The organism is Kumtagia sp. (genome assembly GCF_059502445.1).
Genome location: NZ_JCACER010000004.1, coordinates 133,704 through 148,794, shown reverse-complemented (window position 1 = coordinate 148,794; position 15,091 = coordinate 133,704). Strand labels below are relative to the sequence as shown.

The 15,091-nt window shown below is 67.1% G+C and carries 14 protein-coding genes; 4 read left to right on the top strand and 10 right to left on the bottom strand.

Features of this window, described 5'->3' with window-relative positions; genetic code table 11:
* Nucleotides 1-231 precede the first annotated feature (231 nt).
* Complete coding sequence (locus tag AC5JDC_RS01585; protein WP_495838507.1) at nucleotides 232-633, bottom strand: lysozyme inhibitor LprI family protein; 402 nt, start codon at nucleotides 631-633, stop codon at nucleotides 232-234.
* A gap of 131 nt (nucleotides 634-764) precedes the next feature.
* Between AC5JDC_RS01585 and AC5JDC_RS01580 the strand changes: the two genes are divergently transcribed.
* Nucleotides 765-1,631: an SDR family oxidoreductase gene (locus AC5JDC_RS01580; RefSeq protein WP_495838505.1), complete on the top strand. Its 867-nt coding sequence runs from the start codon at nucleotides 765-767 to the stop codon at nucleotides 1,629-1,631.
* 133 nt (nucleotides 1,632-1,764) lie between these two features.
* Here the strand turns inward: AC5JDC_RS01580 and AC5JDC_RS01575 are convergent, their stop codons facing one another.
* Entirely contained in the window at nucleotides 1,765-3,891 is a 2,127-nt protein-coding gene (locus AC5JDC_RS01575; protein ID WP_495838503.1) for an OmpA family protein, read from the bottom strand.
* Nucleotides 3,892-4,049: 158 nt separating this feature from the next.
* On the opposite strand from AC5JDC_RS01575, the gene AC5JDC_RS01570 reads away from it, so the two are divergent.
* The 3 genes from AC5JDC_RS01570 to AC5JDC_RS01560 all read left to right on the top strand — a co-directional run bounded on the left by AC5JDC_RS01570 (nucleotide 4,050) and on the right by AC5JDC_RS01560 (nucleotide 5,967).
* Nucleotides 4,050-4,496 carry a YcgN family cysteine cluster protein gene (locus AC5JDC_RS01570; protein ID WP_106772372.1) on the top strand — a complete coding sequence of 149 codons (447 nt, stop codon included), beginning with the start codon at nucleotides 4,050-4,052 and terminating at the stop codon, nucleotides 4,494-4,496.
* A 158-nt stretch (nucleotides 4,497-4,654) separates the two neighbouring features.
* Nucleotides 4,655-5,020: a hypothetical protein gene (locus AC5JDC_RS01565; protein WP_495838501.1), complete on the top strand. Its 366-nt coding sequence runs from the start codon at nucleotides 4,655-4,657 to the stop codon at nucleotides 5,018-5,020.
* A gap of 227 nt (nucleotides 5,021-5,247) precedes the next feature.
* Nucleotides 5,248-5,967 (top strand): SIMPL domain-containing protein, encoded by a 720-nt coding sequence (locus tag AC5JDC_RS01560; protein ID WP_495838499.1) that lies wholly within the window; start codon nucleotides 5,248-5,250, stop codon nucleotides 5,965-5,967.
* A 177-nt stretch (nucleotides 5,968-6,144) separates the two neighbouring features.
* On the opposite strand, the gene AC5JDC_RS01555 is transcribed toward AC5JDC_RS01560, so the two are convergent.
* The 8 genes from AC5JDC_RS01555 to AC5JDC_RS01520 all read right to left on the bottom strand — a co-directional run bounded on the left by AC5JDC_RS01555 (nucleotide 6,145) and on the right by AC5JDC_RS01520 (nucleotide 15,091).
* Entirely contained in the window at nucleotides 6,145-7,101 is a 957-nt protein-coding gene (locus AC5JDC_RS01555) for a SphA family protein (RefSeq protein WP_495838497.1), read from the bottom strand.
* A 133-nt stretch (nucleotides 7,102-7,234) separates the two neighbouring features.
* The gene (locus AC5JDC_RS01550) at nucleotides 7,235-8,269 is read right to left on the bottom strand and encodes a DUF1254 domain-containing protein (RefSeq protein WP_495838495.1); all 1,035 of its coding nucleotides are present in this window, start codon (nucleotides 8,267-8,269) and stop codon (nucleotides 7,235-7,237) included.
* Nucleotides 8,270-8,284: 15 nt separating this feature from the next.
* Nucleotides 8,285-9,685 (bottom strand): DUF1254 domain-containing protein, encoded by a 1,401-nt coding sequence (locus tag AC5JDC_RS01545; protein WP_495838493.1) that lies wholly within the window; start codon nucleotides 9,683-9,685, stop codon nucleotides 8,285-8,287.
* Nucleotides 9,686-9,722: 37 nt separating this feature from the next.
* Nucleotides 9,723-10,520, bottom strand: coding sequence for a hypothetical protein (locus AC5JDC_RS01540; protein ID WP_495838518.1), 798 nt, complete (start codon nucleotides 10,518-10,520; stop codon nucleotides 9,723-9,725).
* A gap of 111 nt (nucleotides 10,521-10,631) precedes the next feature.
* Nucleotides 10,632-12,002 carry a BatD family protein gene (locus AC5JDC_RS01535; RefSeq protein WP_495838491.1) on the bottom strand — a complete coding sequence of 457 codons (1,371 nt, stop codon included), beginning with the start codon at nucleotides 12,000-12,002 and terminating at the stop codon, nucleotides 10,632-10,634.
* Complete coding sequence (locus AC5JDC_RS01530) at nucleotides 11,999-13,570, bottom strand: VWA domain-containing protein (RefSeq protein ID WP_495838489.1); 1,572 nt, start codon at nucleotides 13,568-13,570, stop codon at nucleotides 11,999-12,001. The genes AC5JDC_RS01535 and AC5JDC_RS01530 overlap by 4 nt, the downstream gene beginning before the upstream one ends.
* Complete coding sequence (locus AC5JDC_RS01525) at nucleotides 13,567-14,577, bottom strand: vWA domain-containing protein (protein ID WP_495838487.1); 1,011 nt, start codon at nucleotides 14,575-14,577, stop codon at nucleotides 13,567-13,569. The genes AC5JDC_RS01530 and AC5JDC_RS01525 overlap by 4 nt, the downstream gene beginning before the upstream one ends.
* Nucleotides 14,564-15,091, bottom strand: coding sequence for a DUF4381 domain-containing protein (locus tag AC5JDC_RS01520; protein WP_495838485.1), 528 nt, complete (start codon nucleotides 15,089-15,091; stop codon nucleotides 14,564-14,566). The genes AC5JDC_RS01525 and AC5JDC_RS01520 overlap by 14 nt, the downstream gene beginning before the upstream one ends.

Genomic DNA, 15,091 nt, shown 5'->3' with positions numbered 1-15,091 from the left:
GCCCCCACGGAGTGGGGGAGAGGTGTCGAGGGCGAAGCCCGAGACGGAGAGGGGGTGCCACGGAAAAACGTCGGGCGGTGCGGCCGGCTTACCCTCCCCCTTGTGGGAAGGGTCGGACCGCAGCTCCGGGGTTTGGGGGTAACTGCCGTGCAAGCCCCGGTCCTTGGCCCTCCACCCCGATCCGCTCCGCGGATCGACCTCCCCACAAGGGGGAGGATAAGGCGCGCCGCGCTACTGCGCCGGCACCGGGCAACTCATGTCGCCTTCCTCGCAGGAGAGGTAGGTCTTGAAGTCCTTCACCCGCTGATTGGTGAGCGCCGCCTGGCACTCGGAATAGACCATCGGATAGGCGCTGCCGCCGTCGACGCCGGAGGCGTTGAAAGCGCATTCGGCGTCGCGGAAGGCGATCCAGGCGCGCTGCGCGTGCACCAGCAGGTGCTTTGCGTCGGCGTCGTCGCCCAGCCGCTTCTCGATCTCCTTGAAGTCGGCGTTGAGTTTTTTGTCCGCCTCAGCGAAGTCCTTGGCGGCGCATCGGTCCATCGTCGCCTGGTCCTGCGCGTTGGCGCAGTCGTCGGCATGCGCCGCGGCGGTGGTGAGAAGCAGGGCGCTGAGCGCGGCGAGAGCGAGACGCATGATACGATCTCCGGTTGCAGTCGCGCCATTAGGCGCCACCGCCTTCCGTTGCGCAAGCTTGCGCACCCCTTGCCGGCCGCACATTTGGCCGCCACAACAAACTTTTGGTAAACAGGAGGAGGCGAAGAACCATGTCGCTCAAGGGCAAGACGCTGTTCATCTCCGGCGGGTCGCGCGGCATCGGGCTGGCGATCGCGCTGCGCGCCGCGCGCGACGGTGCCAACGTCACCATCGCCGCCAAGACCGACACGCCGCATCCGAAGCTGCCGGGCACGATCCATACCGCGGCGGCCGAGATCGAGGCGGCCGGGGGCAGGGCGCTGGCCGTCGTCTGCGACATCCGCGAGGAAAGCCAGGTCGCCGAGGCGGTGGCGAAGACGGTCGAAAAATTCGGCGGCATCGACATCTGCATCAACAATGCCAGCGCCATCCAGCTCACCGGCACGCTGGAGACCGACATGAAGCGTTACGACCTGATGCAGCAGATCAACGCGCGCGGCACCTTCCTGGTGTCGAAAATGTGCATTCCACACCTGAAGTTGGCGAAGAATCCTCACATTCTGAATCTCGCGCCGCCGCTTGACATGAAGGCGAAATGGTTCAAGGGCCACGTCGCCTACACCATGGCGAAGTTCGGCATGTCGATGTGCACGCTCGGCATGAGCGCGGAGTTCACGAAGGACGGCATCGCCGTCAACTCGCTGTGGCCGCTGACGGCGATCGACACGGCGGCGGTTCGCAACCTGCTCGGCGGCGAGCAGGTCGCCGCGATCAGCCGCTCGGCCGACATCATGGCGGACGCGGCTCACGCGATCCTCAGCCGGCCGTCGCGCGAGGCGACCGGCAATTTCTACATCGACGAGGAGGTTTTGCGCGAGGAAGGCGTCACCGACTTCTCGAAATACGCGCCGGGCGCCGGCCCGCTCGCCGGCGATTTTTTCGTCCCGGACGAGGTTTTTGCGCGCACCGATACGAAAGTGATGAGGCAGTGGGGGTAGGGGAGGCGACGCGCCGTCGGTCCGCCGCGGCCGGCTTTGCCGGGTTTGAAAAAGAACCCGGCCGGTCAATGAACCGGCCGGGCCTCTTTTGCCTGGTCCCGACTGGAGAAACGGGACTGGGCAGGGAAGCGCGCTACTGCGCCGACGCCACCGGGGCGACGAGCGGGGTGATGCGGCGGATCGCGACGCGGCGGTTCTCCCGCTCGGGCGCCTGGGTGCGAACCTTCAGGAACTCCTCGCCATACCCCTGCGTGGACAGGTTCTCCGGCGGGATGGCGAAGACGTTGGTCAGCGCCTCCGCCACCGCTTCGGCGCGGCGGTCAGATAAGGCCAGGTTGGCGAGGTCAGAGCCGACGGCGTCGGTATGGCCCTCGATCAGGATGGTCTCGGCCGGGTTCTTCTCGAGCAGTTTTTCGATCGCCTGGGCGACGCCTTCCAGCCGCGGGATCTGGTCCTCGGGAATGGACGCCGAGCCGAATTCGAATGTCAGCGTGTCGAGGTCGATGCGGCGGGTCTTGTCGCGGATTCTGGCCGAGCGCTTCACCTCGTCGACCGAATAGAGGCGCTCCACCCGCTCCACCGGCGGCTGCTCGAGGAATTCGTAGTAGACGTCCGGCTCCTCCACCGCGGCGGCATCGAGGATGTACTCCTCCTCCGGGATGTCGAGCCGGAGCGGCGGCAGGTCGAGGCCGGGATCGCGCCAGTCGCGCACCCGGTCGTAGTCGTCCTCCTCGACATAGGCGAGGATGTATTCCCGGTCGTCCGGCGCGATGCGTGAGCGGCGGATCACGTCGCCATAGGCGTTGCGGATGGTGACGACACGGGTGCCGTCCGCCCGAACGATCACCTCGCGGGTGCGGCCGCGCGGCAGGTCCTCGTAATAGACCTCGCGGGCGCCGCGGGCCATGCGCGGCCGGTCGTTGCTCTCGACGATCACCTGGTCGCCGAACCCGAGGATCAGGCGGTCGCCGATCTCGCGCAGCACGTCTGTGCCTTCCGGCCGCTCGCGCCGGCGCCAGCGGTCGTCGTCCGGCCGGCCTTCGCGGCGCCGGCCTTCCTCGGCGATGACCGGGCGGATCTCGGCGCGGCGCACAGACTCCTGCGCGGCACGGTCGCTGTCGGGCGGCGGACCGGCCGGGACCTCGGCGGCGGGCGGCTCGTCGGTCCGTGGCTCTTCCCGCCGCTCACGAGCCTGGTCCTCGCCGGTTCTGGGCCGTTCGCTGTCGCCGGCCTGCTCACGATCCCGGTCCCGCTCGCGGGCTTGATCACGGTCGCGTTCCTCGCGCGGCCGCTGCTTCTGGCTGTCGAGCACCGGGGCGGCACTGCCGTCGTCCGGCGCCTCTTCCCTGGCCGTGCGCTCGCGCGGGGTCGGCCCTTGCGGCTCGGCGCGCTCCGTCGGGCGGTCGCCGTCTTCCGGCGTTTCGGCTCTCGCGGGCTCGTCTCCGGCCTCGCGTCGCTGCTCGCCGTCACGCCTTTGCCGCTCGGTGGGGCGAGCCTCCTCAGGCGCGGCCTCCTCGCGCTGCTGCTCCTCGGCGCGCTGCCGCTCGGCATCTTGCGCGGCCTCGCGGGCTTTGCGTCGGTCCCTTGGCCGCTGCTCTTCGGCTTGCGGGTCGGATTCCTCGGCGGAGCCGGCCCGCTGCCGGTCCGCTTCACTGGGTTGCGCGTCCTGTTCCGCCTGGCGGGGCTTGCGGCGCGCCGGCTCTTCGGCCTGTGGCTCCTGCTGTTCCTCGGCCTGCCGCGCTTCGCGGGACTTCTTGCGGGGACGTTCCTGCTCCGCCTGGCGCTCGGCTTCGCCGGCTTCAGGCGGCTCTTCGGCCTGCGCCTCGCGGCTCTTGCGGCGAGGCCGCTCCTGCTCGGCTGCAGCGGGCTGCTCCTCGGCCTGCCGGGCTTCCCTGGCCTTCCTGCGGGGTTCTGCCTGCTCCTCGTCGGCCTGGCGTTCGGCTTCGCGAGCCCTTTTCTGCCTGGGGCGTTCCGCCTCGTCCTCGGAGGCCTCCCGCCGACGGGGCTGTTCCTGATCCTGCCGGCCCTCAGGTTCGGCCTGCCTCTCGGCGCGCTGCTTGCGCCTCTCGCGCGGTTCGGCTTCCTCCGAGCCGCCGCCGCGCGGCCGCAGCTCTTCCACGGACTCGTCGGACTGCGCCAGAAGGATCGCAGGTTCGAACCCTGTCGGGACCGGGTTCCGGGCGGGGAAAGCGCCGGCCGAGGCCGAAGCCATCACGGTCGCAAGCGCCGTTCCCGCCAGAATGCGGATGTTGCGGTTCATTCGAAAACTCCGTGCATACAGGGTCCCAACGCCCATGAAACCAGCATAGTCCCCACTTTGTTCCGGGTCGGGCGGCAATGGGGCAGGGGGGTGGCAGATGTGGCCTTGCGGCGACGCCATGGCTTGACGGCCGTCCCGCCGCGCTCCACATGGCCGCCATGGGCGAGCCGTTCTGGAAGACCAAGACGCTGGAAGAAATGTCCGCCGCCGAGTGGGAGTCGCTCTGCGACGGCTGCGGCAAATGCTGCCTGTCCAAGCTCGAGGACGAGGATACCGGGGAAATCTACTGGACCACCGTTGCCTGCCATCTGCTCGACACCGGCAGCTGCCGCTGCCGCGACTACGCCAACCGCAAGGCACAGGTGCCTGACTGCGTGCAACTCACGCCCGAGAACGTCCGCACCATCGACTGGCTGCCGTCGACCTGCGGATACCGGCTGGTCGCCGAGGGGCAGGAACTCTACTGGTGGCACCACCTGGTCAGCGGCGACCGCGACACGGTGCACGAGGCCGGCATATCGATCCGCGGCCGCGTCACCGCCTTCGACAGCGATCTCGCCGAGGACGAGGATTTTTTCGACCATGTGGTCGAGGCCGAACCGTAGGGCTTGCACCCGCTTTTCACCAAAACTTCCAGGCAAGACGCCTGCCGTCTCGATGAACGCCGGCTGAACGGCGGGTTCCGCGGCCGTTCAGCAACGATCCGTCATTCTGCGTCCAAGGCTGAGGCGAGAAGCGCCGGCCGATCGACAAGGAGATGACGATGTTCAACATGCTCAGGACCGCTGCCCTCTCGGCCGTCGTCGGTCTGACCGCGCTCACCGGCATGGCCGCCACCGCGCAGGCGGACGGGCTCTACCTCAACTTCGGCGGCGGCGAGTCGCGCGTCGGCGTCTATGTCGGCGACCACGGGCCGCGCTGGCGCCACGATCGCTGGGATCGTCGGGACCGCTGGGAGCGCCGCGAATGCACGCCCCGGCGCGCCGTCGACAAGGCCGAACGCCTCGGCGTCCGCCGCGCCCGCGTCGTCGACGTCGGCCGCCGCACCATCGACGTGGCCGGCCGCCGTCACGGCGAGCGCTTGATCGTGACCTTCGCCCGCGCGCCGCACTGCCCGATCATCCGCTGACCGCACGGCAGTGCTTCAAAACGGGTCTCCGGGACCGGCGGCAGGATCGTTTTCGATGCTTGGTCGAAGGACCATGGTCGAATGACACCGTGTCCGCCGGTTTCGGAGGCTCTCGACAACGGAAGCTGTTATGGTTTCCCAGGCAGCAGGGTCGGCATTTCTTCGCCGCAATCAGCCCACAATCCCTGCCTAACCGCATGGTTGCAAACGCATCCCAGGAGATTTTCATGATGCACCGCCTGTTGCCGCTGGCCCTCGCGGCCTCCCTCGTGGCGCCCGCCTCGGCCGCGCTCGCGCAGCAGTTGCCGCCGCCTCAGCCGCGCATCGTCGTCATCGGCGAGGGCGAGAGCTCGATCCCGCCCGATCTGGCGCTGCTGTCGCTCAGCGTGATGCGCGAGGCCAAGACGGCGCGCGAGGCGCTCGACGCGGCCAATGCGGCCATGGCGGCGGTCATCGCCGCGATGAAGGCGGCTGGTGTAGCCGATCGCGACCTGCAGACCGGCGGCCTGCAGATCAACCCCCGCTACAATTACGCGAACCGGCCGGACGGCACCCAGACGGCGGAACTCGCCGGCTATCAGGTCAGCAACACGCTGTCGGTGCGGGTGCGCGATCTCGCCAAGACCGGCGAGATCCTCGACAAGGCCGTGTCGCTCGGTGTCAACCAGGGAGGCGGCATCTCCTTTGCCAACGAGGATCCCTCGAAGGCGCTGACCGACGCGCGCAAGCGCGCCGTCGCCGACGCGATCGAAAAGGCGCGCACGCTGAGCGAGGCAGCCGGCGTGGGCCTGGGCAGGGTGATCGAGATAGCCGACCAGAATTTCGCGCCGCCGCCCATGCCGATCACCGCGAAGGGCTTCGACCGCGCCGAGGCTCAGGCGGTGCCGGTGGAAGCCGGCGAGAACGCCTACCGCGTCCAGGTCACGGTGACCTTCGAGCTGAAGTAACCGGCAGACCGACGACAAGGTGTCGGACTGTAGTGGGTGACAGGATCGGCCGGTGCGCACGCAGCGCGCCGGCGGTGGCCTCGCCGCTTCTGCCAGTTCGGGACGCGCGCCGAGTGACAAGTGTCGCGTCGAAGCTTGCGGCGCGGTAGCGGATGGAACGCGCTGCCGCGGTTACCCTCAGAATTTTCCGCTGATCTGGAAGACGAGCGCGTCGCCTTTCATGCGGTTCTTCACATCGAGCTCGTGCGACCATTTGAAGATCAGGTCGAACTCGGCCGTCTCGGAGAATTTCGCCTTGTACTGGACCAGGGGCCCGACGGCGACGGAGCGGCCCTTGAAGCCGTCATGGGCGTCGGCGAAGTCGCTGTCGTCATCCTCGATCTGATAGAGGAAGCCGGCGATCGCGCCGACCGACAGATTTTCCGTCACCTTCTTGGTCAGCGCCAGGTCGAGATGCGCCAGCGCGCCGCTGTAATAGTCGGTGTCGGTGTTCTTCGTGTTGATGTCGATGCCGAGGTTGGCGGAGAAGTCGAGCCCGTGCTCGGGAAACAGCCGGGTGAAGGCGACCGCGGGCGTGAAGGTCCAGTAGTTCAGGCCCACGAAGGCGAGGGCGCCGTCCTCCCATCGGCCGGTTGGCGCAGTGACGGTGAGCGAGGTCGAGAAGAACGTGTTTAAAGCGTCGTCGTGCCAGCCCAGCAGGATCGGGGCGATGGCGATGTCGCCGATGCCGGCCATCTCTTCGTGTGCCGCGAAGGGGCCGACCGCCGCGTCGGCGCCCGTCCAGCCGATCGGCAGGATGCCCTGCACGGCATAGGTCCAGTTACCCGGAAGGTCGATGCCGGGCACATACACCCCGGCAAGCGCCGTGATCCAAATGTCCGCGCTCAGTCCGACAGCGACAGAATTATCTCCGAACGGAACGTCCGCGCCCGCCTCACCATGGTAGTAGACGTTCTCGATGGCCCAGTAGGCGCCGGGAACCGGCGGCACGATGCCCATGCCCGGACCGGCGAAGGCGCCGGGAATGTAGCGCCCAGCCACCGCTTCGGTGGCTTCCGCCTGCCGGGTGCCGGCGAATACAGCTGCTGCGAACGCGGCCGCAGCGAAAAGGCGTGTCGATATGCCGGTGTTCATCTCTCGTCCCCTGTCACCGAGATGTTGCTCGCCGCCCTTGTCCCTATGAGCGGCCTGACGCAGCGCCGAATCAGTTCTCCGATTGGGCAACGGTGCACCATGATTGACGCCCAGAGCGGGAATTGTCTCGCGATCACTTCACCGGCTGTGCCTCCGGGAAGGTCCAATCACCGTTCAGGATTTCGGCACGTGGGCGGTAGAGCCGCACCCAATAGTTCCAGTCTTGCGTGATCGGCAGGCAGTTGGGCACCTTGCCGTCGCAGCCGCCGAACTGGATGGCGACCGCACCGTCGGCGCCCTTCTTCGCCGTAACGTCGTTAAGGGAATAGGCATCAAGGTCGTTTTTCTCGAAGTAGCCGCCGGCGTTGTAGACGCTCACGGACCAGAAGCCATCGACAGGCACGTCCTTGACGGTGAGCTTGTGAACGGTCGTGCCGTCGTTCCCGGCGGGTACGACGGTGATATAGGTGGCGTCCTTAGGGGCGTTGCCGCCCCACCCGGTAGCTGTTCCGATCAGATGCCTGACCGGATCGACCTGATCCCTGGGGCCGAACATCCCCTTGGTGTCGGGTATCGTGCTGGCAAGAACGATCAGCGCGTCGCGAACCTTTTTCTGACTCGCCTGATCCCAATTGGGCGTGTCGAACCGACCGGAAGCGGCCTGACTGATCTTGATCGCATCCTGCAGGGCGTGGGCCTCCTCGATGTCCTTCGGATCAGCGGGATCGACGAAAGTACGGATGCCCATCATCACATAACGCGTGCCGATCTCGTTCTTCGAGTAAGTGAAGCTTCCCGGCGCGTAGACGGTCTCCGGCGCATATTGATCTTCGTCGATGACGATCATGGACATGAACCGCCCGCCGGACTCCGGAAGCGTAATCGTCACCGGACCGGCATCGAGGTCGAAGACCGCCGTCGAATAGAGCGTGTCCCGGTTGGCCCGGATCACCGTCTGGTCGTCGATGCTCATCACCTCGCGGTGATGATGGAACTTGCCGAGGCCGCCTGCCTGCTTGACCGCCGACGCGAAATACATGTCCGATTCGGCGCGCCTGAAATTGTCGGCCGTGACCGGGACGGCTTCCGCGGGCGATTGGGCCTGCGCGTGGGCTGCCAGGGACGTGCTAGCGAGCAGCATTGCGAGCATGGCGCAAACAGGTTTCATGGTCCGAACCCTCCCCTATTCAGCTGCCCTTACCATGTCCGGCAGCACCCAAGTCTTTTCGAAGAGCGGTTTCCGCGGGCCGTACAGGCGAAACAGCACCTCAAAATCGCGACCGTTCGTCGGCACCCAGTTCGCTTCCTTCCCGGCCGGAGCCTGCGGGCCGAACCAGATGTCCACCGATCCGTCGGTGTTCTTCTGCACGTCCGTGCTGTTCGACGCGCGGCTGGACCGCGACGTCTCGCGGATGAGCGCGTGCGTCTCGCGGTCGTATGCCGTCGCCGACCAGTATTGCGTGACCGGGGCGCCTGCCGGCACGGTCAGCCGGTACGTCTGCCGTCCGTCCAGTTGCCTGCCGTCGCGGTCCTGGACCGTCATGAGATAGAACTGGCCGCCGCCCAGGTGCTTGGCGCTGAAAAATCCCATCGCGTAGGAGACAGCGCGGTCGGTTACGGCATAGCTGTCGGAATCGGCGAATCCAGTGGCCATTCCTTCGACAACGTTCGCCGAGGCCGGAACCGCCCAGTGCGTCCCATTGAAGTACGGCGGCTCGAATAGCCCGGCATAGCGCAGATCGACATAAGCCCGGGCCTCACGTGCCGCCTGCTCGAAGATCGCCTTCGTCCGCGCATCCGGATCGAACGGCTTGCCCTTTTCGATGCCGATCGACTGGAGCAGGTCGATCATCACCTTGTCCCGCTCCAGCCAGGGCTCGATCTGCACGAAGCGGTGCAGCGATTCGAAAAAGCGCCAGTCGTAGGGGATCGTCGCGTCGAACGGCTTGTCGTAGACGTCCACATAGGCCGTCGCCTCGCGATCGCCGCCCAGCGGATGGATCTTGATCCGTTTTCCGTACTCGACTGCGGCGGCGATGTCAGCGTCGCTGTGGCTCCTGAAGTTGGACCGCAGGATCACAAAACCCTGATACGTATCCGAGGGCAGGTGGATATACCCCTCCGGTGCCTGGTCTTTGTATCCTGGTGGCGTGATCAGGTATTTGCCGCCCTTGCCCTTGTCGGCCCCGGCGGGACCTACGTCTTCCAGCGCGTTCTGCCATGCGTTGTCCACGCTGCCGACGATCACCGCTTCGCCTTCCGCGGGTGGAATCTCCAACACGACCGGACCGGAGCGCGTATCGTAGAATGGGTTGAGATAGATGGTATCCGGATTGGGCGTGAGCGTCTGGTTCTGCCAGTTTACCGGCCGCGACCAGTAGACGACCTGATTGGGCTTTGCGCCGTTGGCGATCGCCGCCTGCAACATTCGGTCGAAGTTCACCGCCGGCATGCCCCAGATGACGGCCTCGACCGCCCGCCGTTCGATGGCGCGCCGTTGCAGGTCATCGACGGTAAACTCTTGAGCCAGGGTAGATATCGAGCCCATCAGCAGGGCGACGAGCATCAGCGTTGCCCGGATCATCTTCATGCTCCCTGTGTTCGACCGCATCAAAATTCCTTCACCGCCCGATCGCGAACTGAAAGTTCACGCCGGCGAAAATCTGCCATTCGGGCTGTCCGGCGCCGTGGCTGAAGAGCGTGTACTGCGGCTCCGCGAAGGCGTTCATCGTCACCTTGTCGTTGACGGGAATGACCTTGCCCAGCCCGAGGCCGACGGGGATCGAATAGTTGCCGCTCTCGATATCGAAGTTCCAGATCGCCGACGACCTGACATACCAACCGTCCGACAGGTTGAAATTGACGATCGGCTGAAGCGTAAGCAGCGATACATCCTCCCGGTCGCTGTTGCCCGCGAAGGAGTGCTGGTAGGTCACCAACCCGCCCAAGAGGCCCCAGTGCTGTGGTGCGATGGCGATGCCGGCAGCGCCGGCCTGCCACTTGCCCGCGCCGAGCACATCGTCGGTCGCGGTGGGCACAACCAGGATCGGACCCGCCGCTAGCGTCACGTCCCCCACCTTCGGCAGCACGAAGAGGTCCATCAAGGTGAGGTCGCCAAGACCGGTGACGTAGCCGTCCGGAAATTCCGGAGCGCTCGCGACGGGCAAGGTGAACCGGAAGAGTTGAGGAGCGCCGAACAGGTCGGACGGGATCAGGCCGCGCAGCAGGAACTGGTTGGCGTACCGGTCGTCGAGATCGGTCAACTCCGGTACGTAGTAATCGTGGAAGTTGACCGTGATCTTCGGCGTCAGCGGGTTGTTGGCTTCGTTGACGTCCGCATGCTCCTGCGCGGTCGCCGCAATGCTCCAGCAGCAGACCGCCGCCACTGCCAGAAGGAACGTGCTGAAGCGAAGCGGCATGGTAGCCCCCACACATGGCCAGAGGGTGATCGTTGGCCCCGCGGCAACGTTAGTCAAGACGAACATGGCGCCATCCTCCACCACTTCCCCGGGGCCAACCTTTCGGCCCGATCAGTTCCCGGAACTCTCCGTCCATCGCGGATTGAGCGGCGGGAGCGCCTTAACGTGTTCGCCGCGACGCCGCTGTTTCGCTAGCCACGAATGCCGCACTCGCGCCATGCTCGTCGCCAGTTCGCCGGCGTCTGGCACCGCGCCGCCATCGCCGCCGAAGATCTGCTTTTCGAAGGCCGCATAGGCGTGCTGCGCGTCTGCGTCGCCGTGTCGGCTTAGCCACTCCGCCACCGGTCCCAGATCGCAGCGCCGTGCCCAGGCATCGAGAAGCGCGTAGGCGGCGCGGCGATCGCCGCCGCGGCAGGAGTGTTCGAAGCGGCGGAAATAGGCCGGCTCCGAATTTTCCCGTTCTTTTCGCCGCGCGCGAAGATGCGCCAGCAGGCGCGGCAGACCCGAGAACAGGAGCCAGCCTGCCGCGACAAGCGCGGCCAAGCCGGCGCCGGCGGCCGGCAGCCAGAAGCGCCAGTCGATGCGCGTCCAGGCCGGTTGTGGTTTTTCGACGGGCGCGGGGGGCGCGATCGAGGTCCCGCTCGCCGGCGCTTCCGCCACCGTCACGGCAACGGCCGGGGCGGAGGCCGTTTCGCTTTTACCGCTTTGCGGATCGAACCACTGAACCTCCACGGCAGGCAGCGTGTAGCTCCCCGCCTTCTCGAACACATAGGTCGCTATGTCGGTGCGCCGGCCGGCGACGAATTCTCCGCGCGGCGTGCGTTGATCCTCCAGTTTCGGATCATGGTGGTAGATGCGCACGCCCTCCGGCGCCTCGAAGGACGGTTCCGGGATCATCATCGCCTGCATGCCGTCGGCGGTGACGGTGACGGTGCGCACCAGCGAGTCGCCGGCCTTCATCCCGATCGCGTCGCGGTCCAGCGCCTGCTCGACACCGACACGCGCCGCCGTCACCGACGCGTCGCCCGCTTCCGCGCCCGGTTGGGCGGTCACCGTGAACCTTGTCGGCGGCAGCGTCACCTTTCCTTGCGAAGCCTGGCCGGGCACGGCGGCATAGGTGAAAGTGATCTCGACCGGCGGCAGGACGTAGTCGCCCGCCGCCTGCGGCGTGACCAGGTAGCTGCGGCGGATGCCGGCGAAGCTTTCGCCGTCGACGGTCTCGTTGAGATTTAGCGCCCCGGAATCCGGCAGGGTCACCACGGCGTTGGGCAGGTCGAACAGCGGAAATTGCGGCGGCGACATGAAGAAATTCGGCACAAGCACGTCGACCTGCACCGTGACCTGCTGACCCGGATAGATCGTGCCCTGGGTGTCCACAGTCGCACGGGCGAACGGGTCCGCCGCAAATGCCGCCGCGATCGGCGCCAGCAGCAGAAGCGCCGTGACGGTCAGAGCATACAAGGCTGAAACAGCGCGTCTCATGGCGTTTCGCCTCGGGCCTCGATGGCAAACTTTCGGGCGAGCAGGTCGGCCGGCGTCACTTGGATGTTGCGCATCCACATCTCGGCGGTCTGCTCGGCGGCGTCGACCGTGCCGGCCTTGCCCTTCTTGCCCTTGTCGTCGAACTGGATCTCGTCCGGCTTTTCGTTGGGGTCCTGCGCCTCCTGCTCCTCATCGTCCTTCTTCTTGGCGGCGGCGAGCGCTTCGGCGATGGCGAGGTTGGCCTTGGCCTCGGCCCAGTCCGGGCGTGTCTTCAGCGCCTGGCCATAGGCGGCCACGGCCTGCTCGGGCCTGGCAAGATGCATCAGCGCGTTGCCCTGGTTGTAGTAGGCTTCAGCCGTGTCGGATTGCGCGAAGGCATCCAGCGCCTCGCCGAATTTTCCCGCGCGGTAGAGGGCGATCCCCCGCCACGCCGGATCGCGGAACCGCTCCGCCGCGCCGGCAAAGTCGCCGCGCTCGAAGGCGAGCCGGCCCTGCTGGTCCGGCGTCAGCCACATGTCGGCGAGACGCCGATCCGCCGCATCCGCCCGGTCCGACAGGGCGAAGAGCATGGCGGCGAGCAAGACGCCGGTCCACTGCACGCTCCAGCCACGGCGGAACCAGAGGGCACCGAGCACGGCAATCGGAATGGTCAGCCACCAGCCCATGTCGCGCCAGCGGGTCGCTCCTTCGGCGGCCTTCTGCTGGAAGGCGGTCTGGATACGCCGCACGATCCAGTCGACGTCGGTGTCGTCGGTCGTCACAGTCGCAATCTGCACGGAAGACTGCCGCTGCAGTTCCTTCAACCCTTCGACGTCGAGTTTCGCGAAGACGCGCGCCCCGGCAGAATCGGTCAGGTATGCGCCCTCGCCGATCTTGACCGGCCCGCCTTCGGCGGTGCCGATGCCGAGTACCATGAGGTCGTGACGGCCGCGGTAGCCGGAAAAGGCGTCTAAGGCCGCCTGTTCTACACCGTCGGTGAGGAACAGGATGGTGCCGGGCGCCTCTTCGTTGGCGAGGCCCGCTTCGGCCGCCTGCAGCGCCCTGGCGGTGTCCTTGCCGGGCACCGGCATCAGGCGCGTGGCGAGCGATGCCGTGTAGGTCCTGATCAGCGCCGCGTCGTCGGTGAGCGGCAGTACCATATGGGCGGAGCCGGCATAGGCGAACACGGCCGTGCGTGCGCCCTTGCGCCGGTCGAGGAGGTCCTGGATTTTCAGTTTCGCCCGCTCCAGCCGCGACGGCGAGGTGTCGGTCGCGTCCATGGTCGGCGACAGGTCGATGGCGATGGCGAGCGGCGCGGTGTCTTCGACGAAGGGCGGCCGCTCGCGTTCCCAGGTCGGCCCGGCCGCCGCGATCGCCCCAAGCGCGATCGCCGCGGCCGTCAGATGTACCGGACGCAGCTTTCTTGTCGCCTGCCGCGTAATCACGAGATGGTCGAGCAGGCCGGACGCGATCATGCCGCGCCAGCGCGCCCGCACATCCGTCTGCCGGCCAAGCAGCCACGGCAGCACGACGGCGGCGACCAGGGCCAGCAGCCACCAGGGACGAAGGAAATGGAAATCCGCGATCATGCCTCGGCCTCGCGGACCGGAGCGGGCGACGGCCGTCGCAGCACCGCACCAAGCCACATCACGGCGTGGTAGGCGATCAGCAGGATCAGCGCCGCGCCGAGCGGGTAATGAAAGAGCTCGATGCGCGGCCGCCAGGACAGCGTCTTCTGGTTCGCCGGCGTGATGCTGTCGAGCGTGGCGTAGATGTCGGCAAGCTGGTTCTGGTCCTCGCCGAAGAAATAGCGGCCACCCGTCGCCTGCGCGATTTTTTCAAGCGCGGCCTGGTCGAGCTTGTCCTCGCCTGTGGCGTTCGGGTCGCCGATGCCGACCGTGTGGACGGTGATGCCGTTCTGTTTGGCGATGTCGGCAGCCTTGTCCGGTGGCATCTTGCTCGCCGTGTCGTTGCCGTCCGTCAGCACCACCAGCACCTTGTCCGGGGCCGGGCTGTCGGCGAACATCTTTATCGCCAGCCCGATGGAATCGCCGAGCGCCGTGCGCGGGCCCGCCATGCCGGGCAGCGTGTCGGCCAGCATCGCGTGCACGGTTCTATGGTCGAGCGTGAAGGGCACCAGCGGATAGGGTGCGTCGCCGAAGGCGATCAGCCCGATCCGGTCGCCGGGGCGGCGGGCGACAAAATCGGCGACCACCGTGCGCACGGCGTCGACGCGGGGCTGGAGCTGGCGGGCGGGATCGCGGAAGTCGCGCGTGTCCATCGACTGCGACAGGTCGAGCGACAGCATCAGGTCGCGCTGCGGCTCCGTCTTTTCCAGCGGTGGCTCGACATATTGCGGTCGCGCCAGCGCCAGCACGATCAGCACCCAGCAGACTGGGGCGAGCAGCTTCTGCACCCAGTTGGCGCGCGGCACGACGGAACCCTGCGTCGGCGACACGCCTGCGGCCCGCGTGATCTCGTCGAAGAAGGGCAGCCGCACCGAGGCCGTCTCCTCGCGGTATGCCGGCAGCAGCCACCAGACCAGCAGGGGCAGCGGCAGCAGCGCCAGCAGCCAGGGATGGTCAAGCTGGTACATGGTGCCCCTCGATCCAGCGACGCGTGGCGACGAGGAAAGCCTGTTCGTCGGCGTCAGCGGCGCGCCGATTCGAAGGCCAGCGATATTCGGCATCGTCGAGCAGCGCGGCGGCCTCGTCCGGGAAGGACGATCCGCCGGCGGTCCCGCGCAGGAAGGCGACCCAGTCCGTCCCGCTCAGCGGCGCCACGGCTTCGCGTGGCCAGGCGGCGAGCGCCACGCGCTTCAGCAGGGCGGCCGCCTCGGCCACCGCGTCCGCTCGGCCCTCAGGCGCCCCGTGCCTCGCTTCGATCCTGGCGAGCTCGGCAATCGCCTCGCGCCGGTAGCGGTTGCGCACGCGATATTGGTGCCAGCGCCACAAGGCCCAGAGAAGCAGCGCCGCGACCAGCACGGCGAGCGCCGCCCATCCCCAGGTCTGCGGCATCCACGAAACCGGCGGCGGCTGCGCGATGTCGGCGAGCTTTTGCAGCGCGGCGCGCGTGGCGGCGTCGAGTTGGGGCGCGGCGTCTTCGTCCAT

Excerpts from the sequence above, each read along its gene's own strand:
- AC5JDC_RS01585 (WP_495838507.1), bottom strand. The coding sequence starts at position 633 with ATGCGTCTCGCTCTCGCCGCGCTCAGCGCCCTGCTTCTCACCACCGCC.
- AC5JDC_RS01580 (WP_495838505.1), top strand. The coding sequence starts at position 765 with ATGTCGCTCAAGGGCAAGACGCTGTTCATCTCCGGCGGGTCGCGCGGC.
- AC5JDC_RS01575 (WP_495838503.1), bottom strand. The coding sequence starts at position 3,891 with ATGAACCGCAACATCCGCATTCTGGCGGGAACGGCGCTTGCGACCGTG.
- AC5JDC_RS01570 (WP_106772372.1), top strand. The coding sequence starts at position 4,050 with ATGGGCGAGCCGTTCTGGAAGACCAAGACGCTGGAAGAAATGTCCGCC.
- AC5JDC_RS01565 (WP_495838501.1), top strand. The coding sequence starts at position 4,655 with ATGTTCAACATGCTCAGGACCGCTGCCCTCTCGGCCGTCGTCGGTCTG.
- AC5JDC_RS01560 (WP_495838499.1), top strand. The coding sequence starts at position 5,248 with ATGATGCACCGCCTGTTGCCGCTGGCCCTCGCGGCCTCCCTCGTGGCG.
- AC5JDC_RS01555 (WP_495838497.1), bottom strand. The coding sequence starts at position 7,101 with ATGAACACCGGCATATCGACACGCCTTTTCGCTGCGGCCGCGTTCGCA.
- AC5JDC_RS01550 (WP_495838495.1), bottom strand. The coding sequence starts at position 8,269 with ATGAAACCTGTTTGCGCCATGCTCGCAATGCTGCTCGCTAGCACGTCC.
- AC5JDC_RS01545 (WP_495838493.1), bottom strand. The coding sequence starts at position 9,685 with ATGATCCGGGCAACGCTGATGCTCGTCGCCCTGCTGATGGGCTCGATA.
- AC5JDC_RS01540 (WP_495838518.1), bottom strand. The coding sequence starts at position 10,520 with ATGCCGCTTCGCTTCAGCACGTTCCTTCTGGCAGTGGCGGCGGTCTGC.
- AC5JDC_RS01535 (WP_495838491.1), bottom strand. The coding sequence starts at position 12,002 with ATGAGACGCGCTGTTTCAGCCTTGTATGCTCTGACCGTCACGGCGCTT.
- AC5JDC_RS01530 (WP_495838489.1), bottom strand. The coding sequence starts at position 13,570 with ATGATCGCGGATTTCCATTTCCTTCGTCCCTGGTGGCTGCTGGCCCTG.
- AC5JDC_RS01525 (WP_495838487.1), bottom strand. The coding sequence starts at position 14,577 with ATGTACCAGCTTGACCATCCCTGGCTGCTGGCGCTGCTGCCGCTGCCC.
- AC5JDC_RS01520 (WP_495838485.1), bottom strand. The coding sequence starts at position 15,091 with ATGGACGAAGACGCCGCGCCCCAACTCGACGCCGCCACGCGCGCCGCG.